This window comes from Bradyrhizobium sp. 192 (assembly GCF_023100965.1).
Classification (GTDB): Bacteria; Pseudomonadota; Alphaproteobacteria; order Rhizobiales; family Xanthobacteraceae; genus Bradyrhizobium; species Bradyrhizobium symbiodeficiens.
Window position 1 is genome coordinate 3029715 of record NZ_CP064690.1, and the last position, 16577, is coordinate 3046291.

The window sequence follows — 16577 nt, forward strand, 5'->3', positions numbered from 1 at the left end:
CTGTCGCATTGACCGCATATGTAACGTGATCAACGTCACAGACCAGCCCCTTGCCTTCCGGAAGGCTCCGAATACTCTGGTCACATTGTGATTTGGGGCTGCCGTGGGCGCGCTTCGGTTCTTGGCATTATTGCTTTTTGCGGCTTCGCTCGGCGCTGCTCCGGCGCAAGCCGAACGCCGCGTCGCGCTGGTGATCGGCAACTCCGCCTACAAGAGCGTGCCCCGGCTCGCCAATCCCGTGAACGATGCCGGCTTGGTCGGGGGCATGTTCAAGAAGGCCGGCTTCGACTTTGTCGATACCAAGCTCGACCTCAGCGTCGTCGACATGCGCAAGGCGCTTCGCGAGTTCGGAGCCAAGGCGCGAGATGCCGATGTCGCCGTCATCTACTATGCCGGTCACGGCATCGAGCTGGACGGCAACAACTACCTGATCCCCATTGACGCGGCGCTGGAGACCGACACCGACGTGTTCGACGAGACGTTCCCGCTCGACCGCGTGCTATTCGCAATCGAACCGGCCAAGCAGCTTCGGCTCGTGATTCTCGATGCCTGCCGTGACAATCCTTTTGCCAAGACAATGAAGCGCACGGTGGCCTCGCGCGCGATCGGACGCGGCCTTGCCAAGATCGAGCCGACCAGCCCGAATACCATGATCGCCTTTGCCGCGAAGGCGGGCTCGACTGCCTCAGACGGCGACTCCAGGAACAGCCCGTTCTCCACCGCACTTGTCGAGCGGCTGCCGACCCCGGGGCTCGACCTGCGCAAGGCCTTCGGCTTCGTCCGCGATGATGTTCTCAAGAACACCGGCTATAAGCAGGAGCCTTATGTTTACGGCTCTCTCGGCGGCGATGACGTTCCTTTGATTCCGGCTAAGCCGACCGCCGTCGGGCCGCAGGCGAACCCGCAAGACGCAATCCGCCGGGACTACGAGCTGGCGCTTCAGCTAGGTTCGCGCGAGGTTTGGACCGCCTTCCTGGCTCAATATCCCGACGGCTTTTACGCCAGCCTCGCCAAGGGGCAGTTGAGCAGAATTGGAGTTGAAGAGGCGCGGGCGGCCGCTGCTGAGAAGGCCAAACAGGCCGAGGACGAAAAGACCCGTCTTGCGACCGAGCGTGCGAACAAGGCCGAGCAGGACAAGGCGGCCGCAGCAGCCAAGGCGGCCGAGAATGCCAAGCTCGCCGCAGAGAAGGCAAGGCAGACCGAGGAGACGAAAGCAGCCGCCGCCGAGCAGAGGCGGAAGGAAGCTGAAGCCGCCGTCGCCAAGGCGTTGGCCGACAAGCTCGCCGCCGAGACGGCCTTCGCCGATAAGATAGCGTCCGACGTGGCCGCGAAACAGGCGGCTGAGAAGAAGGAGCACGGCGGCGAGCAGAAGCTCGCCGCGGTCGCTCCAACTGCTATACAAACCAGCTTGTCGCCGCAGGAGAAAGCCAAGTTGCTCCAATCAGAATTGCGCCGGGTAGGATGTCTGGCAATAGCCGCCGACGGTGACTGGAACGCATCCTCGCAACGCTCGCTGACAATGTTCAACAAGTATGCCAGCACGAATCTCGATACCAAGGTCGCCAGCTTCGACGCGCTGGACGCGGTTAAGAGCAAGCCGGGAAGGGTTTGCCCGCTGACATGCGAGCGCGGCTTCAGGGCCGATGGCAATGCCTGCATTAAGATCGCTTGCCGAATCGGTTTCCGCGTCAATGACGACAACGTTTGTGAGAGAATCCCGGATAGGAAGCCGGTCGGAACGCGAGACGACAGCAAGAAGCGAGACGAGCAGAGAAAGCAGGCCGAAAGCGCGCCCGCAACGCCGCAAGCAACGGGGCAAATCATTTGCGGCATGGCCGGTTGTCGTCCTGTAAAAAAGGGGTGCCGGCTGGTTCGCGGCAATGGCCAGCACACTGGAGGCGCATTGCAAGTTGGCGCTTCAAACATCGAGGTGTGTGACTAATAAGCTATGGCTGACGGCGAGCAAATCCATTCGGCCATGTACCCGGGTTCGTTCGCCGGTGATCGCTTCGCCGAGCAGACACAAGTGAATATCCGCCAACACGCCCTTGAAGCGGGCTGTTTCGTCGTCAACGCAACAGCGTGGCTTGATGGCGAACAGCAAGCGCAGATCATGAAGGACACCGGATGCAGCATTGGCCCGATTTCCGGCGGCTGCTTCTCTGCAATTATTTCACCTGAAGGTGAATTGATCGGTGAACCCTTGCGATCGGGCGAAGGCCACGTGATTGCCGATCTCGATTTCTCGATGATCGATCGCCGCAAGCAGATGATGGACTCGCGCGGCCACTACAGTCGACGGGAACTTCTCAGCCTGGCTATCGACCGCACAGCGGCGGCCCACTTCCATGAACGCGTTACGCGTCCTCTGCCGATCATCGCGGGGCCGGTTGGTGAAGATAGCATCAAGGCGGCATAGTGCTGCTGGCCATTCCGAGAGGGTGCGTTCTTTGGGCCGCAAGTCCGTTGTGCGAAGTTCCCACGCTGAGTTCGGCACCGACGTCCGTTCCTGGCCCTTTTGCGAAGTGGCTTGCCGCCTCATGGATGTCCGCTCAGTGAGGCAGAGCGGACTAGAGTTGCCCACGTTGAGTTCTTCTCATTTTGCCGCAGAGCTGGCGGCAGCGGACTCGTCACGACGAGCTAAGCACACGGCCAAGCAGCATGCTGATCTCAGTCGAGCCCGTCTCAAGCCCACAGGAGTTCTCAATCGCCGCTCGTCCTGAAGCGATGGGGCGCCCACCAGAAAGTGCGGAGTTTCACCCGCGCGTCGACGACACTGCCCGTTCGAACAGCCGGCGCGCCACCGCGAACTGTGCCGTCCGGTTGGTGTCGAGCAGGTGAGGGCAGGCGCTCAGCCAGGGCGAAGCCGGCAGCGACGCGGTTGTCCACGTAGAATTCTGCCAGATCACCGGGGATGTCGACTACATGCTGCACGTCGTGATCCCCGACGTGCAGAGCTAGCCTTGTTCCACAAGAAGCTGATCCACGCCGTGGCGCTCGGGAATATCACCTCGCGCTTCGTCAGCGAAAAGATCAAGGGGATTAAGGCTGCGGTTCTATCACGGAATGTTCTCTGACCCCGAGGTCCGGGATTCGTCACCCCGAGCTGCGGGCCGGCGATTCCCATCGGCTCGACCATGCGATCAGCCCGGGACAACAGAACGTGGTCATGCTCATGCTGTTGCTGAAGCTTGCCGATTTCGCGATCGAACGGGACATCCGCCTACAGGAAAGGATACCCGTGGGCGCATCGCTCATGGGCAATCATGTCGAGGCTATGGCCCTCGGCTAGGTGGTGGAATTCTTCCCGGCCTTAGAAACCGCTTCGATCAGGACCGGGCACTTTTCATATTCCTTAGCATCGCCCGCATCAGTACCGCGAAGCTCCCTGCATTCGCCGCCGTCAAAGAACCACTTGGTGGCGCCAATAGCGACGATCACTTTGCATTTGGGGCACGGCACCTGCATCCGCCCAATATGCACCTACAAGTTGGTCTGTTTCCAGTCAGAAAACGGTAAGTGGGCTGGAAAAAGCGGCGTCAGGAGGCAAGAGGCCTGCGACTAATTTCTTCTTTTGCTTCGGGCCTTACGCGAGAGGAGCCCAAGCCGTTATGCGCTGTAGGCGGCCGGAGATCCTGGACGGAGCCTCCGCTGAGGAACAGGCGAAGCACTCGCGCGGTCCCGGCAGGACAGTCTAGATTTGCGCTAGAATGCACGAAAGGAAAGGCCCCAACCGAGGGCAGAGAACGGCTGGAGCCTTTTGCGGTATCCACGGGGGGATGACAGATACCGAGAGACAAACAGCCCTGCGCGACTAACGTTCCTTGAGTAATCTCCACAGCACCTCAAAACCGGCCTCAGCCCCAAGGCTAGGCTTGGAAGCTGAGGCCGAGGCGCCAGACCGTCGAGGCTTGGCAACGGCCCAGGAAAAGAACATGCGCGCCGAAGCCCCCCGCGGGAAACCGCGCGATGGACTTACCTCCGATTTGCCCAGCGAGGGGCTTCGTGATCACCTACGCTAATGCGGGGATGCCGGTTTTCCCGGACCATGTGCCCTGACTGCCGTGTAGCGTACTGGCGGGTGCGCGGCCGAGCGCTCGCCTCCTGCAGCAAAGACGCTGCGCCTTTGTCAGGGGGTCTCATCGTCTGCAGCGTCCGCCCTGAGAGCCCGCTGCACCCTTGGCGAGTTATGACGGTCGGCCGCTCGGCATACTGTCCTCGCCGAAACGTGTGCCGAGCCTAGCCAGTCTCGCTGATCGAAGTCCCGACCGGCTGATGTCGATGCCGTACTAAATATTTGGTCCTGAAATTTGCCTCGCTTTAACGCTCGCGCATGTTCAACAAAGCTAACTGCGGCCATCTAAATTCCCGCAAACGTGCATTAATGTAGCGTGGCCGCCACACTCCACTGTGTTCCGACTCGGACATGATTTCGGGACTCAACGTCACCGCCAGATTTTGGAAGCTTCGTCGCCAACCGGGCTGGAAGTGATCATTACGTAAACACTCAATTTTCCCGGACAGGCCGCAGGGCCGGGTAGGTCCTGCGGCCTTTTTTCGCGAGCAGTTTGTCGCCGGCACGCCGTGCACGGTCTGCAACGTGTCAGCGACGAAGCTGGCCAAGTTGGCCACCTTCGCTTCTCGGCCGGCCGCCGGCCTTGCCGGGACGGCCGCCCTGTCGCGCCTCCGGATGCACTGCTGCATAAGCCGCCTTGCGCTTCGCGATCAGCTTCGACCGGGTCGCCGGCACCGGGGCGCGGCGGATCAGGTTTTCGTCCAACTCCGGGAGCTAGAGGACCGCCGACTAACAAGAAGGCACAATGAATCTGCCGAGAGCAGGAACACTATTCACCGGGGCGAGGTTTGTTTTTCATCAGGGGCGAGGCATTGCGGAGTTGTCTTCCATGGCTACCCAGATCGTGATGGACCACACAGGCGACAGCAGACATTTCTTTGAGCAAGCCGACCCCAAGCAGCTCGCCGAGGCTGAGCGGCGCTTCAAGAAGCTTACCGGCCGGGGATTTACCGCTGCCACTCGGACGGCGGTCGGCGATCTCAAGGTGATACGTTCGTTTGATCCAACCGCGGACGAAACGCTGTTCTATCCGCACCTGGTCGGCGGTTAGAACGGTCGCAGCACGGATGATGTTTTTGTTCAGACGCAACGGCGTCGCCCGGCGAGCGAGTTTGCATGCCCTGCGTGCGTTCTATCGGAGCTTCAACGAGCAAAATGGCCCGGACGCGTGTGCGCGTCGTCTTTTGCGAGAATGGTTATCTCCTGAGCAACGCGCTCAGTTTGATGCCAATGGTTTTTTCGAAGTCACTGGCTCTCTTACTGGCCGGAGATACCGAATTCATCAGGGCACCATGAGCAATGTTGTGGAGCTGGATGAAGCACTGGAGCCTAAGACGGGGTGGTGCTTCCTTCCTGAACGAGCATTGGCAGTTGGCGATGTGATGCTCGCCCAGAAGATCGCGCTCGAAACCGACGAAGCCGCAGTTCTCGCGATTGCCAAGTCGTTTTCTCCGAGACTACCGGTTGTGCCTCGAGCAGTGCGGCGCGCTCACTAGATCTGATCATGGGCGGTGCCGTCCCTTGTGACGGCGGCGGCCCCTCGCCGCGAACGGACCAGTACGCGAGCCGAGGACGACTTCGCGACTGCATCGAGCATCGGCGCTGGGCCAGATCGACGCAAGAATGTCCGTGCATTAGTATTACTTGGGCTAAAAAACCTCTGATGGCTTTGCGGGTGGGGACCGCGAGGCGATCGCTTCAACCTTTTGTAGCGTTCGTGCGAACTCAGACCGCAGATGTTGGGCGTGCGCGACGTCCCTCGGCTCTGACAGAAACGCGATCTTCACGAGGAAGCGGTTCAACAAAGACGCTATTCGAAGATTGTCGGAGTGTTGCGAACGCAGTGCGGTGAGTTGCCAACGCATCTTGACGAGATCAAGCCGTTCGTGGTCGGGGTGGTTTATCAAACGAAACGGCCTGCAATCAAACGAAGCCGACGCGCCGAATATGATGGCGCGCCGACTTCGCCATGGGTGGTTCCGGACGGGGCAATGTCCGATACGCCAAGGTAATCCGCGGAAGGCTCGCCGCAATCTGAGGTTCAGATTAAGCTTGATATCCAGAGGGGACGTTAATTCGGGGAACCGAGAGGACGCACCGAAGGTGCTGAGCCAGTGAATGCTTCAGAAGGAACGTCTAGGCCAGTTTCGGAATTCCTTGGCTGAGCAACAGCTGCGAAGTTTGATGCGCTGCTATATCTTTACTCTCGACGACTGGGGCAAGACGCTCGATGTGCAGGAGATCGAGTGCGGCAGCGCGGAAGAAGCTCTTCAGCTTGGTTCTGCCGGGGTGGCGAACCAACCGATCGAAGTGTGGTATGGCCCCCGGCGGCTCGGTCGCTTTGAGCCAGAGCGAAGGCAAGGGAGACCGTTGCCGCGCCTCCGCGCACTGTTGACCTTGGCCGAGCGTCGCCTTCATGAAGGCGAGCAACACATCACCCTGCAAGAGACACTGATAAACCGACTCAAGCGCGAGGGACGCGATCTTACTCTCGCGCTTTCCGTCCTTGACACCCTGATTGAGACTCAAAAGGCTCATTTACAGGAGCGGGATTTGATCGTTGCCGAAGTGGCAAAGCGATTTGGATGAAGATGCTCGCAGGAGGCAGCAAAGCTGCTCCAATCGGAATTGCGCCGGGTAGGATGTCTGGCGACGACCGCCGACGGCGACTGGAATGCGTCGTCGCAGCGCTCGGTGACATTGTTTAACAAGTATGCCGGAACCAAGTTCGAGGCAAAAGTTCCGAGCTTCGACACCCTCGATGCGGCGAAGGCTAAGACAGGCCGGGTGTGTCCGCTAATATGCGAGTTCGGATATCGGGCAGATGGCGACCGCTGCATCAAGATCATGTGCCGCGTTGGCTTTCGCCCGACCGACGATGGGAGTTGCGAACGTCAGCGGGAACGGGAGAAGCCGGAGGCGAAGGTGGGGGAAGACCGGTTGAGAAGCCGACACGCTCGACCGAGGGCGTCCAGAGAAATGACCAGGGCAGTGCGGCTTCCGCAGCAGCCGCCGGCGGAGGATGCAGTTACGATGCTTGCACCTCGCGATGTGCAAAGAATGCTGGCGGGCCCGGCCCTGGATGTTCGGTCTACTGCTCCGCAGTCCAGAAAAACTACGCGACCACGGGTCGTTGTGCCCCTTGATTAAGCGTTTGGACGGATCACTAGTCGCGCCGTGCGGTTCCATCTTCCCCTGCATTCCACTGCGCGTTGCGGGAAGTGACAGGCACGAAAGGAAGGCCGGTTGTGGCCCATTTGGGAAGTCGCGCCCGGCCGCTTGACTGTCCGCTCACCGAGGTACGCGGACCAGATTTGCTCAGGTTGAGCTCTTCGGATCTTGACTGGTTGCGGACCTGCCGGTGTGCCGCAGAACACACGAGCTATACAGCCGGACGATGCAGTCCGATCGTTTGGGAAGGTCCACGAGAAATAGCCGGTCAGCGTAGGCCGCCACAGTTGTCGGCCTAACGTTGGACCCAGCTCGGATTGCGGGCTCATCATCGTGTGCTAGAGATACATCTTCATAACTGCGAAGCCTTGGGTCGGAGGCTTCGCGCCTGCAGGATCCCAAACGGATCTTCCCGTCGCGCGAGCCTGCTGTAGGTAGCGAGGTCGTCTTGCTGCAGCGCCGGACCTTCGCCACGGCGCGTGTCCGAGCTGTTTTTCGCTCCAAGCGGGAGAGTAGTGCCGAGACCCGCATATAGATAGCGATCACCAAAAGCTTTCTTCAATGCCGAGAAGGTTGGCTCGCCCGTGCAGTGCCCCGGGGCAACGTTCTCTACCTTGAACGTATCCTTCAGAGCCGTTACCGTCTTTGCGATAACCTCGTCTGGCGCGACAACAAGGTGGAAGCCTCCGGCGATCAGATTAATCCTAGGATTGATGGCTACCGCTGCCTTGACGATCTTCTCGATCCCTGGATGGGAGCAACCCACGACCAACACCAGCCCCTCAGAGGTATTGACGGCCAGAGATAGCTCCTTGAGCTCTCTGGTGCCTGGAACATCCGATACCAATGCGATCAGTGTCACGCCCGGAGCGATTTCGGTGGTCGTATCAATCAATTCGAAATTGGTCCCTCGCCATGCCGCGCCGAACTTCATGGTTTGTGGTGGGGTGCCGCCATAGTACCGCATCTCCGGCGGCAAACTATCGTCCTTGCGGTAGAAGCTCGACGGCAGCGAAGAGCCGTAGATGCCAAACCCTTCTTTAGGTGCGTAGACCTTTACCGCGGAATTTACACTCAAAACATAATTCAAGCCCGCCATGTGGTCCGAATGCCGGTGCGACAGGATAACGAAATCAAGCGTTTTGAGGTCAATTCCCTTCGCCTTCACATTGGTTGCAAATATGTCGGAGTCATTCCCTGTATCGAACAAGATTCTCTTTCCGCCGACCTCAACGAGCGCAGAGAATCCCCAGTCCTTAGACATCGAGGGATCAGTTCCGAAAGCATCGTACAGGATAGTGATTTGAGCTTCGGAGTTGGGCGCAGCGGCACTGGCTGGAGCGGCCATCGAAATGAGGATTGACAGTCCTACTGCTCTTAGAATTGTCAAGCGAAGCTTCATGAGGATACTCCTTACTAGTTTCTCGAAAAACAATAATCGAGCAACCGGTTCGAAATTTTTTGAAGCGCGAAGGCCACAGTACGCCGCCGTCATGGTGATGCCAATCGCCGATCTCAGAGGAGGTTCTTCAGGTGAGAGCTGCTGACCTATGGATGGTGGTGACACTCGGGGCTATTAGCTCGTCTGCTGTTGATGCTGTGGACGGCTCCTCCACGGGCACGCGAGTGCCAAACAATGGGCGCCGTTTAAGGCTCCCACGATTCGGAGGAGCAGCCTATGCAGTCAATTTCAACGATTGGTCTGGATATCGCGAAGTCGGTCTTTCAAGTGCATGGGGTCGATGCAGCCGGCCAAGTGATCATACGCCGTCAGCTCAAGCGCTGTTTCGTGCTGTCCTTCTTTGAGAAGTTGCCGCCGTGCCTCGTGGGGATCGAGGCTTGCGCGTCCTCGCATTATTGGTCGCGCGAGCTGCAGGCGTTGGGGCATACGGTGCGATTATGCCTCCGGCCTATGTGAAGCCCTAGGGCTTCCCGGCTGTTTCAGCATGCGCAGAACTACTTGGATTGCTTGTCAGTCGCAGGGCGCGAGTTTGTCACATCAATTGGTGCAATGTTGGAATGCGACGCGGCCGATAGAGCTGGTCCCGTTTGTCCGAACAGAATCTCCGTCTCGATAAGTGGAGCTTCTGCCGGGGTTAGGCCGCCAAGCGGAATGGCGGCTGGTAGGCTTGATCCGGTGTGGCGTCGCCGATGGCAATGCCGTTGCTGGCGAGTAGGCGCCGGTAAAGTCCGTGTCGGTGAACTGCGAGCCTTGATCGGTGTTGAATATCTCCGGCTTGCCGTGACGCGCCAGAGCATCCTCGAGCGTCTCGACGCAGAAGGCCGCCTCCATCGTGATCGACAGTCCGCCACGACAGAACCCGGCGGGTCGCCCAGTCCAACACCACAGGGGGATAGACAAGCCACCAGCCATCGGGATGTACGTGATGTCCATGGCCCAGAGGTGGTTTGGTCCCGTAATTTGTACTAATCAGCGCCACCGCTCCAATCGTGAAACGCTTTGACATTGCTGCCTCTCGTAGAAGAGACCTCCAACCGGGCGTGTCGGACATCATAGTGTGCTCAGGGATGCGTTGCGGCCGCGTAGTGATATCCACGCAAATGGTCACAGTGAGCAGTAACCAAGACCGGCGACCGGAAAGCAGGATCCAGGCCGCGCTCAAGAAAGAAAAAGAAAGGCCGGCCCGAGGGCGGGTCTACATCGGTCGGGTAAGCGGACTCGAGCCTCGTAACCCGCAATGTTGTGTACGGTCGAACGAGCCAGCACGAGTCAGTTCTGTCTCAGCACGAAGAACTTCGCGGCCCACCGCTGTTCCAACCGCCGTCGGACGTCCAACGGGACGGCGGACATCATACCTCCTCCACACCCCGGGGGTTCGTTCTCAACGCGGGTGGTGCTCCAAGGCTCCCAAAGCCGCCCTTGGGAGCGGCCGCGCGCCGCTTCATTGTGGCGGGCCTCCTGCACGCAGGTGTGATCAGCCTTGAGGAAGCCGTGTGATGTAGTTCACAAGCGGCAAGCGTCGCCAAGGCTAGCGTGCGCGCTTCAGCGGGAGGGAAGCGCCATGAAGATCAATTGGACAATCTCTCGAATGCTCACTTTGGCAGCGGTTATTCTAGTGACGGCTGGTACGACCATAGCGATCGGCACTCCACGCGGAGTCTTTGAACCCATGTTGGGGTCCAATTGGCAATGTAGCCGAACCATGCTGCTCGTGACAACTTGCTCTCATTCGAACGTTAGACCGGAATGAACACGGGGAGTAACCCGCCGCTCGCCAAGCAGGGCCCAGCCATAGTGCACGGCCTAAGACAGGGATGTTAGAGTCCTATCCGAATTCGCAGGAACAACGGAGCGATAGATCCCTGCGGTGTCGGAGTGACCCGCACGGCCCCAGCCGACGCGAGTAGCTGGCCGGGCTTTTCGTCGCGTCTGGTCAGTTACGACCACGGTCATTCGCTAGATTGAAGCGTACGCTTCGGCCAGGACCGAACAGTGTTTGGCCTTTGTCGGTCTGGGAACGCCTGATTGCGCTGCCGCCTTCCTCCATGGAAAGGAGCAGCGCATGATATTCCGGCGCCCGCTCCAACAGGCTCCAAAACAGCGGCTCCGGGGCAATGGGCGGTGAAGCGGGGGCCAATCCGGGTCGCACTTGGGGAAGGGCGTCCGGAAAACTTGGCAATCGGCAAAGCGTTCCCGCCTCCCGGCTGTCAGCGATCCTTATCAGGCTGGGGCTACCGTCACTGCCGCCGTTGCCATAGCCATTGTTGCCATGATGCACGCTGCGACTTTGAGAGGCGTGCGACTCGGTTGAGCGCGAGGATGGAGGCTTGGCAGGCGATGACGCTGTAGAGCTTCCTGGTGGAGAACACCGCGCCGGCCTACTCTATCTCGATCATTCGCTCCTTGGCGGCCGCAAGCTGCGGATATAATAGCCTTGTGCCTGAACGGCTGACTTAATTTCGTCACTGACCTTGAGAACTGTTTTTCTGCCGTTGCGCGACTTATGTGCAGAAAAAGCACGGGTACGGCAGAGCCTGTGCTTAGAACGAGCAATGTCACGCTTGTCATTGCGATATACATCAAACACTTTTGGACCCCGCTGATCATCTTGAACAAAGCAACAAACAGGCTTTGTCGTCACGATGGACGAGCTCAGTTTCTCGAACGGCTGTTCGGATTGTAAATCTGAAACGCCCGCGACTTTTGCTTCACCGCGTTCCGGATCTGGGAGCGAACTGATGCAAACGCAGACCGTCGCCAGATTGGGCGCGCTAGGCAGCTTCTTAAGTGATGCCGTGAGCGGCACGAGATAGGACGACCGGCTTGTAATCCTCCCGTGCGGAGCGAAGATGTCCTGGTGTCGCAACAGCGATGATCAGCTGGACGTGGTTTCGGGAAGGTATACTCTCGGGCAAATTTATGAAACCCGCACTTCAGAGATAAGTCGCGCGATACGATCCGTACACGCCGGCAGCGGCCGCAGCCTCCGCGCCCTAGCTTCGCAACGCCGGGGCTGGACGCGGCGCGAAGCTGGATGCAGTGACTGCGGCCGACCACTCTGCGCGGCCCGCATCGGCTAGCCGTCACCTCCCTCCGTGGTCAGAAGGTTCGTGCGCGCGCAGAAATGCTTCCGTCAGCGAGCGCGAGAGCGCGCTCATCTGCATCAGCCAGCTCCAGCTCGAAGTGGCCGTCAACACCGTGATCGTCTCGATCGAACTGTGGTAAGGCCAGAGCATTCCCATGGCCGACTGCTGGTAGCGACGGTAGCGATCCGTATCGCAATAACGCTGTCGCGTAGACACATGCCGGACGTAACTCGAGCCCAATGGCTGGGCGCACGCGCTGCAGGTGGCGCCGTGGCTGGGTCGTCCATGATTGATGAGCATGAATCTCAAGGTCGTGTCCTCTCCTGCCGGCAGGTGCACCGCCGATCGTCTCGAGCACGTGCCCGCTCAAGACGCCGCTCGCGTACGCCCCTCGATCAACGGCGCAGCTTCGCCATGAAGCGCGTAGCACTCGTAGTCGCAGTAAGGCAGTTGCGTCCTGGCGTCGCGCAGATAACCAGTGCTGATCTGCTCGCAGCACCATAGACAGAACGTCTTGCGGAAAGGGGTTCTGTCGTTCACCAATATGAATCTCACGTGGCACCTCCCAGCGCGAAGCAGTAGACCGTGTCGACCAGAGAGGCGGACGGCGGCGGCGCGCAAAGATGGTTGCGGCCGTCGGGATTGTCTCTGTTTCGCTCGACCTTCTGGAATGGGATGAGGATGTACCCCCCGTCTTCCCGGCGTCGCGCGTAGACCCTGCCGTCGACGTACCGCACCTCGGTCGGATAGCAATCCGCATTGTTGCAGCAGCTGAGCACCGGATTGTCGGGCATACACCAGCTGGAATAGAATTTTCCGCGCAGAAGCTGATCCTGGAGCGGATAATGACGATGTGCACCATCCTGTCCAACCTCGTCGGCCTCGACTCCCGTTATCAACGGAAGCGGCAGCGCGATCATCAAGAGGAGCTTGCAAGCACGGTTCAGCACGCAGCCTCCTGTTCAGAATTGGCGGATGGAGCAGATCGAAGGGCTAATCCTCATGCCGCCTGAAATCGGAACAACCATCGGCGGTCGCGTTCGCGACGCGCCCTGAAGCGATCGAGACATTTTCTGGAGCACAGCGGCGTTCGCCAGGAATAATATCGGATCAGGCCAAACTTGCCGCTACAGACAGCGCAACCTTTTACAGCAGGACCGCGCTCGGAGTGTTCAGGCGTATCGCACATCATACTCTCCCGGCTTCATGGCCGTGGATTCGCTCGTACGCTGACGCAGAGCCATCCACGCTCCGTTCGTGAAATGCAGCCTATTAATGCGGCAAGTCGGGCAACGGACGCAGAGCTTTAAGCGGCACATCGAGCTAATTGCCGGCTTGTGCCTTGCACATCACGTCCCCTCAATTGGTTATGAGACTAATCCGCATGCAACGGACCGCTCAACTGTACGGAGGTAAATGTGCGCTATGACTTGGGATGCGCGAGCTATACGTAAGTTTGTCCCGTGATATCGGACCCCGCCGCACCTTCGCAACGAGACGGCGCAAGGCCGGCAGGCTGCACGGTCACCGCGAATTTTCGGCGCGGAGTTCTAACTTGGTCGGAGGGAATTGCTCCCCTTGCCGCAAAGTGCTCTACTTGCTGCGGCCCCAGCGAGCCGGGACGCCTGCGATGATGCCTGGCCAAATCGCGAAATTCGGGAATTCGGCCGCACAATTGCTGCTCGGCGGCCTCGCGGTACTTCGATCTTTCGGCAACGGCGAGAAGGACAGGCCCGCTGTCGGAGATGACTCGCGGCAAGACATCCTCGATCTACGCGACGCCGTGAAGCAGTGGCGCGAGGTGTTTGAGCACAATCCGGTCATGTACTTCATGGTCGATCGGGCCGGAACGGTGCTCAACGTCAATACATTCGGCGCCGCACAGCTGGGCTACACCGCGGCCGAGCTGATTGGCCAGTCCGTGCTCGACGTCTTCTTCGAGGAGGACCACGACTTTGTTCGCCGATTGGTAGCATTGTCCCTGGAAACCCTGCACCAGTCGCATACTTGGGAGATTCGCAAATTCCGGAAGGATGGATCAGTCCTTTGGGTCCGTGAAAACGCCAAGGCGATGCTGCGCGGCGACGGCACGCCGATCGTGCTGGTCGCCTGCGAAAACATTACCCAGCGCAAGGAGGCGGAGGATGCGCTACGCCAGAGCGAGGCCTACCTCGCCCAGGCCCAGGAACTGAGCCGCACCGGCAGCTTCGGCCTGAACATCGCAACAGGCGCGATCGTCTGGTCAAGGGAAACCTTTCGCATCTTCCAATGCGACCTATCGGTGAAGCCGACCTTGAATTTTGTTGTCCAGCGCATCCATCCGGAAGATCGTGATGCTGTCAGCAAGACCCTCGATCGAGCCGCCCGCCGAGCAGCGGATTTCGACCATGAATATCGCCTGCTGATGCCTGACGGATCAGTCAAATATCTCCATTCGGTAGCACGCGCGGTCAGACATGGATCCGGGCTCATTGAATTTGTCGGGGCTGTCACCGATGTCACGGTTGCAAAGGAGGCGGAACAGAGGCTGCGCCGCAGCGAGGCCTATTTGGCCGAGGCACAGCGGCTCAGCCATACAAGCAGCTGGGCCTGGGATGTGCGTCGTCAGGAGTTTGCCTACCGATCGGCTGAACTCTACCGCCTGTTCGGATTTGACCCGGGCAAGATCGAAGTACCGGCGCGGGCTTTCCAACAACGCATCCTCCCTGAGGATTTCCAACGGATCGTCGAGGTGGAACGTCAGGCCGTCCGACGAAAGGAACCCTTCGAAGTTGACTTTCGCATTGCGCGCCCAGACGGTTCGATTCGACGAGTCCATACCGAGGGACATCCCATCGTCAGTAGCGACGGCGAAGTGACGGAGATAATCGGTACCCACGTGGATGTCACCGAGCAGATCGCTGCAAAAGAAGCGCTGCAAAGGGCATTTGATGAACTCAAGACATCCGAGCAGAGGTTCCGGGACTATGCTGAAACTGCGTCTGACTGGTTTTGGGAGACCGGGCCGGATCACCGCATCACGCAGATATCGGAACACGCCGATACGGCCAGAGCTGCGCCGGCGGGCTTGGTTGGCCTGAGCCGTTGGGACATTCCGCCCGACGCCGAGCTTGAGCCGGGGAAGTGGGAGCAGCATCGCGCGGCGCTCGACGCCCACCTCCCATTCCGCGATTTGGTTTACCGCGGCAGGGATCGCAATGGATCTCCAATTTACGTGCGCACCAGCGGCAAGCCCTTACATGACGCGGACGGCCATTTTCTCGGCTATCGGGGCGTCAGCAGCGATGTGACGGCGGCGATCCGCGCCGAGCAGGCTGAAGAAGCGCTACGCAAAGCGCAAGCCGAGCTCGCCCATGTCACGCGCGTCACGACGCTCGGCGAACTCGCCGCCTCGATAGCCCACGAAATCAGCCAGCCTCTTGCCGCCGTGATCTCTAATGCGGACGCCTGTATCAGCTGGCTCGGTCGCTACCCAGCCAATCTGGATGCTGCGCGACGTTCCGTGGAATGGATTGTCGAGGATGCCAATCGGGCCAGCGAGGTGATCCGCCGGATTCGGGCGCTTGTCAAGAAGACCGAGATCGAGATGGTTCCGCTCGACATCAACCAGGTTGTCAGGGAGGTGATCGCCCTCGTTCGGCGCGAGCTCGCTACCCATGCCGTGTCGGTGCGAATGGAGTTGTCGTCCGGCCTGCCCAAGATCTGCGGCGATCGGATCCAGCTCCAGCAGGTGCTGATCAACCTTGTCGTGAACGGGATCGAAGCCATGCAAGCCAATGTCGACCACCCGCGCGAGCTGGCGATCCGCTCCAGTCAGGCTGGGGAGGGCGGCGACCGCCACCTGCTCCTCACCGTGAGAGATCGCGGTGTCGGCCTTGGCGGCGACGTGACAGACCGCATCTTCACCCCGTTCTTCACCACAAAGTCGGGCGGCCTGGGCATGGGATTATCGATCTGCCGATCGATCATCGAGGCTCACGCGGGCCGGCTTTCGGCCCTTCCCAATGAGGGGAGTGGTGCAACGTTCCAGATTGCACTGCCCTTCCCACACAAGGACACGTCGTGACGGACCACGCCAAGCCGATGCAGGCGCAGGCACAGGCGAGTGCCGACGATCCGATCGTTCTGATCGTCGATGACGATCCGTCGATGCGGCGTGCACTCACCAATCTTTTTCAATCGGTCGGCCTCAGGGTCGAGGCCTTCGGCTCAGCGGCGGCGGTCATGGAATCCAAGCCGCCGGTCGTCCCCAGTTGTCTTGTGCTCGACATCCGCCTGCCGGGCTCGAGCGGCTTCGACCTCCAGACGGACCTCGCGAAGGCCAACATTCACACGCCCATTGTCTTCATCACCGGTCATGGCGATATTCCCATGACCGTCAGGGCCATGAAGAGCGGCGCCATCGATTTTCTGACCAAGCCGGTGCGCGACCAAGACATGCTGGATGCGGTTCAGGCTGCCATCGATCGGGATCGCAGGCGGCGCAATGCCGAGAACTCGGTCGCAGGAGTGCGGTCCCGTTTCGAGGGTCTGACCGCGCGCCAGCGCGACATCCTCGCCCTGGTTGCGTCCGGCCTGATGAACAAGCAAGTCGCCGCCGAGCTTGGATTGGCAGAGATTACCGTCAAGATCTATCGCGGACAGATCATGCGGAAAATGGGCGCCAAGTCATTGGCCGATCTCGTCAGAATGACCGAGGCGCTCGGAATCCCACGCCCAGGGGGAAACGTGCAAACGTAAGTATGCTTTTCAAGCTCGCTCCGAGGGCCCATTTTCCGGTGGG

General features: G+C 59.7%; 10 protein-coding genes and 4 pseudogenes. 10 read left to right on the forward strand and 4 right to left on the reverse strand.

Annotated elements, in window-relative coordinates; genetic code table 11:
- The first annotated feature begins 103 nt into the window (after window positions 1-103).
- From IVB24_RS13765 to IVB24_RS13790, 7 genes and pseudogenes are all read left to right on the forward strand, one after another.
- Window positions 104-1942 carry a caspase family protein gene (locus IVB24_RS13765; protein WP_247773215.1) on the forward strand — a complete coding sequence of 613 codons (1839 nt, stop codon included), beginning with the start codon at window positions 104-106 and terminating at the stop codon, window positions 1940-1942.
- A gap of 6 nt (window positions 1943-1948) precedes the next feature.
- Window positions 1949-2419, forward strand: a pseudogene (locus tag IVB24_RS13770) (nitrilase-related carbon-nitrogen hydrolase); the annotation flags it as partial.
- A gap of 750 nt (window positions 2420-3169) precedes the next feature.
- Complete coding sequence (locus tag IVB24_RS40045; protein ID WP_256471594.1) at window positions 3170-3292, forward strand: hypothetical protein; 123 nt, start codon at window positions 3170-3172, stop codon at window positions 3290-3292.
- 1612 nt (window positions 3293-4904) lie between these two features.
- Window positions 4905-5126, forward strand: coding sequence for a hypothetical protein (locus IVB24_RS13775; RefSeq protein WP_247773216.1), 222 nt, complete (start codon window positions 4905-4907; stop codon window positions 5124-5126).
- Window positions 5127-5145: 19 nt separating this feature from the next.
- On the forward strand, window positions 5146-5571 hold the full coding sequence (locus IVB24_RS13780; protein WP_247774087.1) for a hypothetical protein: 426 nt from the start codon (window positions 5146-5148) through the stop codon (window positions 5569-5571).
- A 622-nt stretch (window positions 5572-6193) separates the two neighbouring features.
- Window positions 6194-6664 (forward strand): hypothetical protein, encoded by a 471-nt coding sequence (locus tag IVB24_RS13785; RefSeq protein ID WP_247773217.1) that lies wholly within the window; start codon window positions 6194-6196, stop codon window positions 6662-6664.
- A gap of 21 nt (window positions 6665-6685) precedes the next feature.
- A pseudogene (locus IVB24_RS13790) lies at window positions 6686-6997 on the forward strand (caspase family protein); the annotation flags it as partial.
- 601 nt (window positions 6998-7598) lie between these two features.
- Here IVB24_RS13790 and IVB24_RS13795 read toward each other — a convergent pair.
- Window positions 7599-8648 (reverse strand): MBL fold metallo-hydrolase, encoded by a 1050-nt coding sequence (locus IVB24_RS13795; protein ID WP_247773218.1) that lies wholly within the window; start codon window positions 8646-8648, stop codon window positions 7599-7601.
- A gap of 276 nt (window positions 8649-8924) precedes the next feature.
- Between IVB24_RS13795 and IVB24_RS13800 the strand changes: the two are divergent.
- Window positions 8925-9169, forward strand: a pseudogene (locus IVB24_RS13800) (IS110 family transposase); the annotation flags it as partial.
- A gap of 259 nt (window positions 9170-9428) precedes the next feature.
- Here the strand turns inward: IVB24_RS13800 and IVB24_RS13805 are convergent.
- From IVB24_RS13805 to IVB24_RS13815, 3 genes and pseudogenes are all read right to left on the reverse strand, one after another.
- A pseudogene (locus IVB24_RS13805) lies at window positions 9429-9674 on the reverse strand (DDE-type integrase/transposase/recombinase); the annotation flags it as partial.
- A 1426-nt stretch (window positions 9675-11100) separates the two neighbouring features.
- Entirely contained in the window at window positions 11101-11514 is a 414-nt protein-coding gene (locus IVB24_RS13810) for a hypothetical protein (protein ID WP_247773219.1), read from the reverse strand.
- 831 nt (window positions 11515-12345) lie between these two features.
- A complete protein-coding gene (locus IVB24_RS13815; protein ID WP_247774088.1) occupies window positions 12346-12714 on the reverse strand; it encodes a hypothetical protein in 369 nt (122 codons plus the stop codon).
- Window positions 12715-13424: 710 nt separating this feature from the next.
- Here IVB24_RS13815 and IVB24_RS13820 point away from each other — a divergent pair.
- Both IVB24_RS13820 and IVB24_RS13825 read left to right on the forward strand, forming a co-directional pair.
- Window positions 13425-15860, forward strand: coding sequence for a PAS domain S-box protein (locus IVB24_RS13820; protein ID WP_247773220.1), 2436 nt, complete (start codon window positions 13425-13427; stop codon window positions 15858-15860).
- A complete protein-coding gene (locus IVB24_RS13825) occupies window positions 15857-16534 on the forward strand; it encodes a response regulator (RefSeq protein ID WP_247773221.1) in 678 nt (225 codons plus the stop codon). The genes IVB24_RS13820 and IVB24_RS13825 overlap by 4 nt, the downstream gene beginning before the upstream one ends.
- Window positions 16535-16577: the final 43 nt, after the last annotated feature.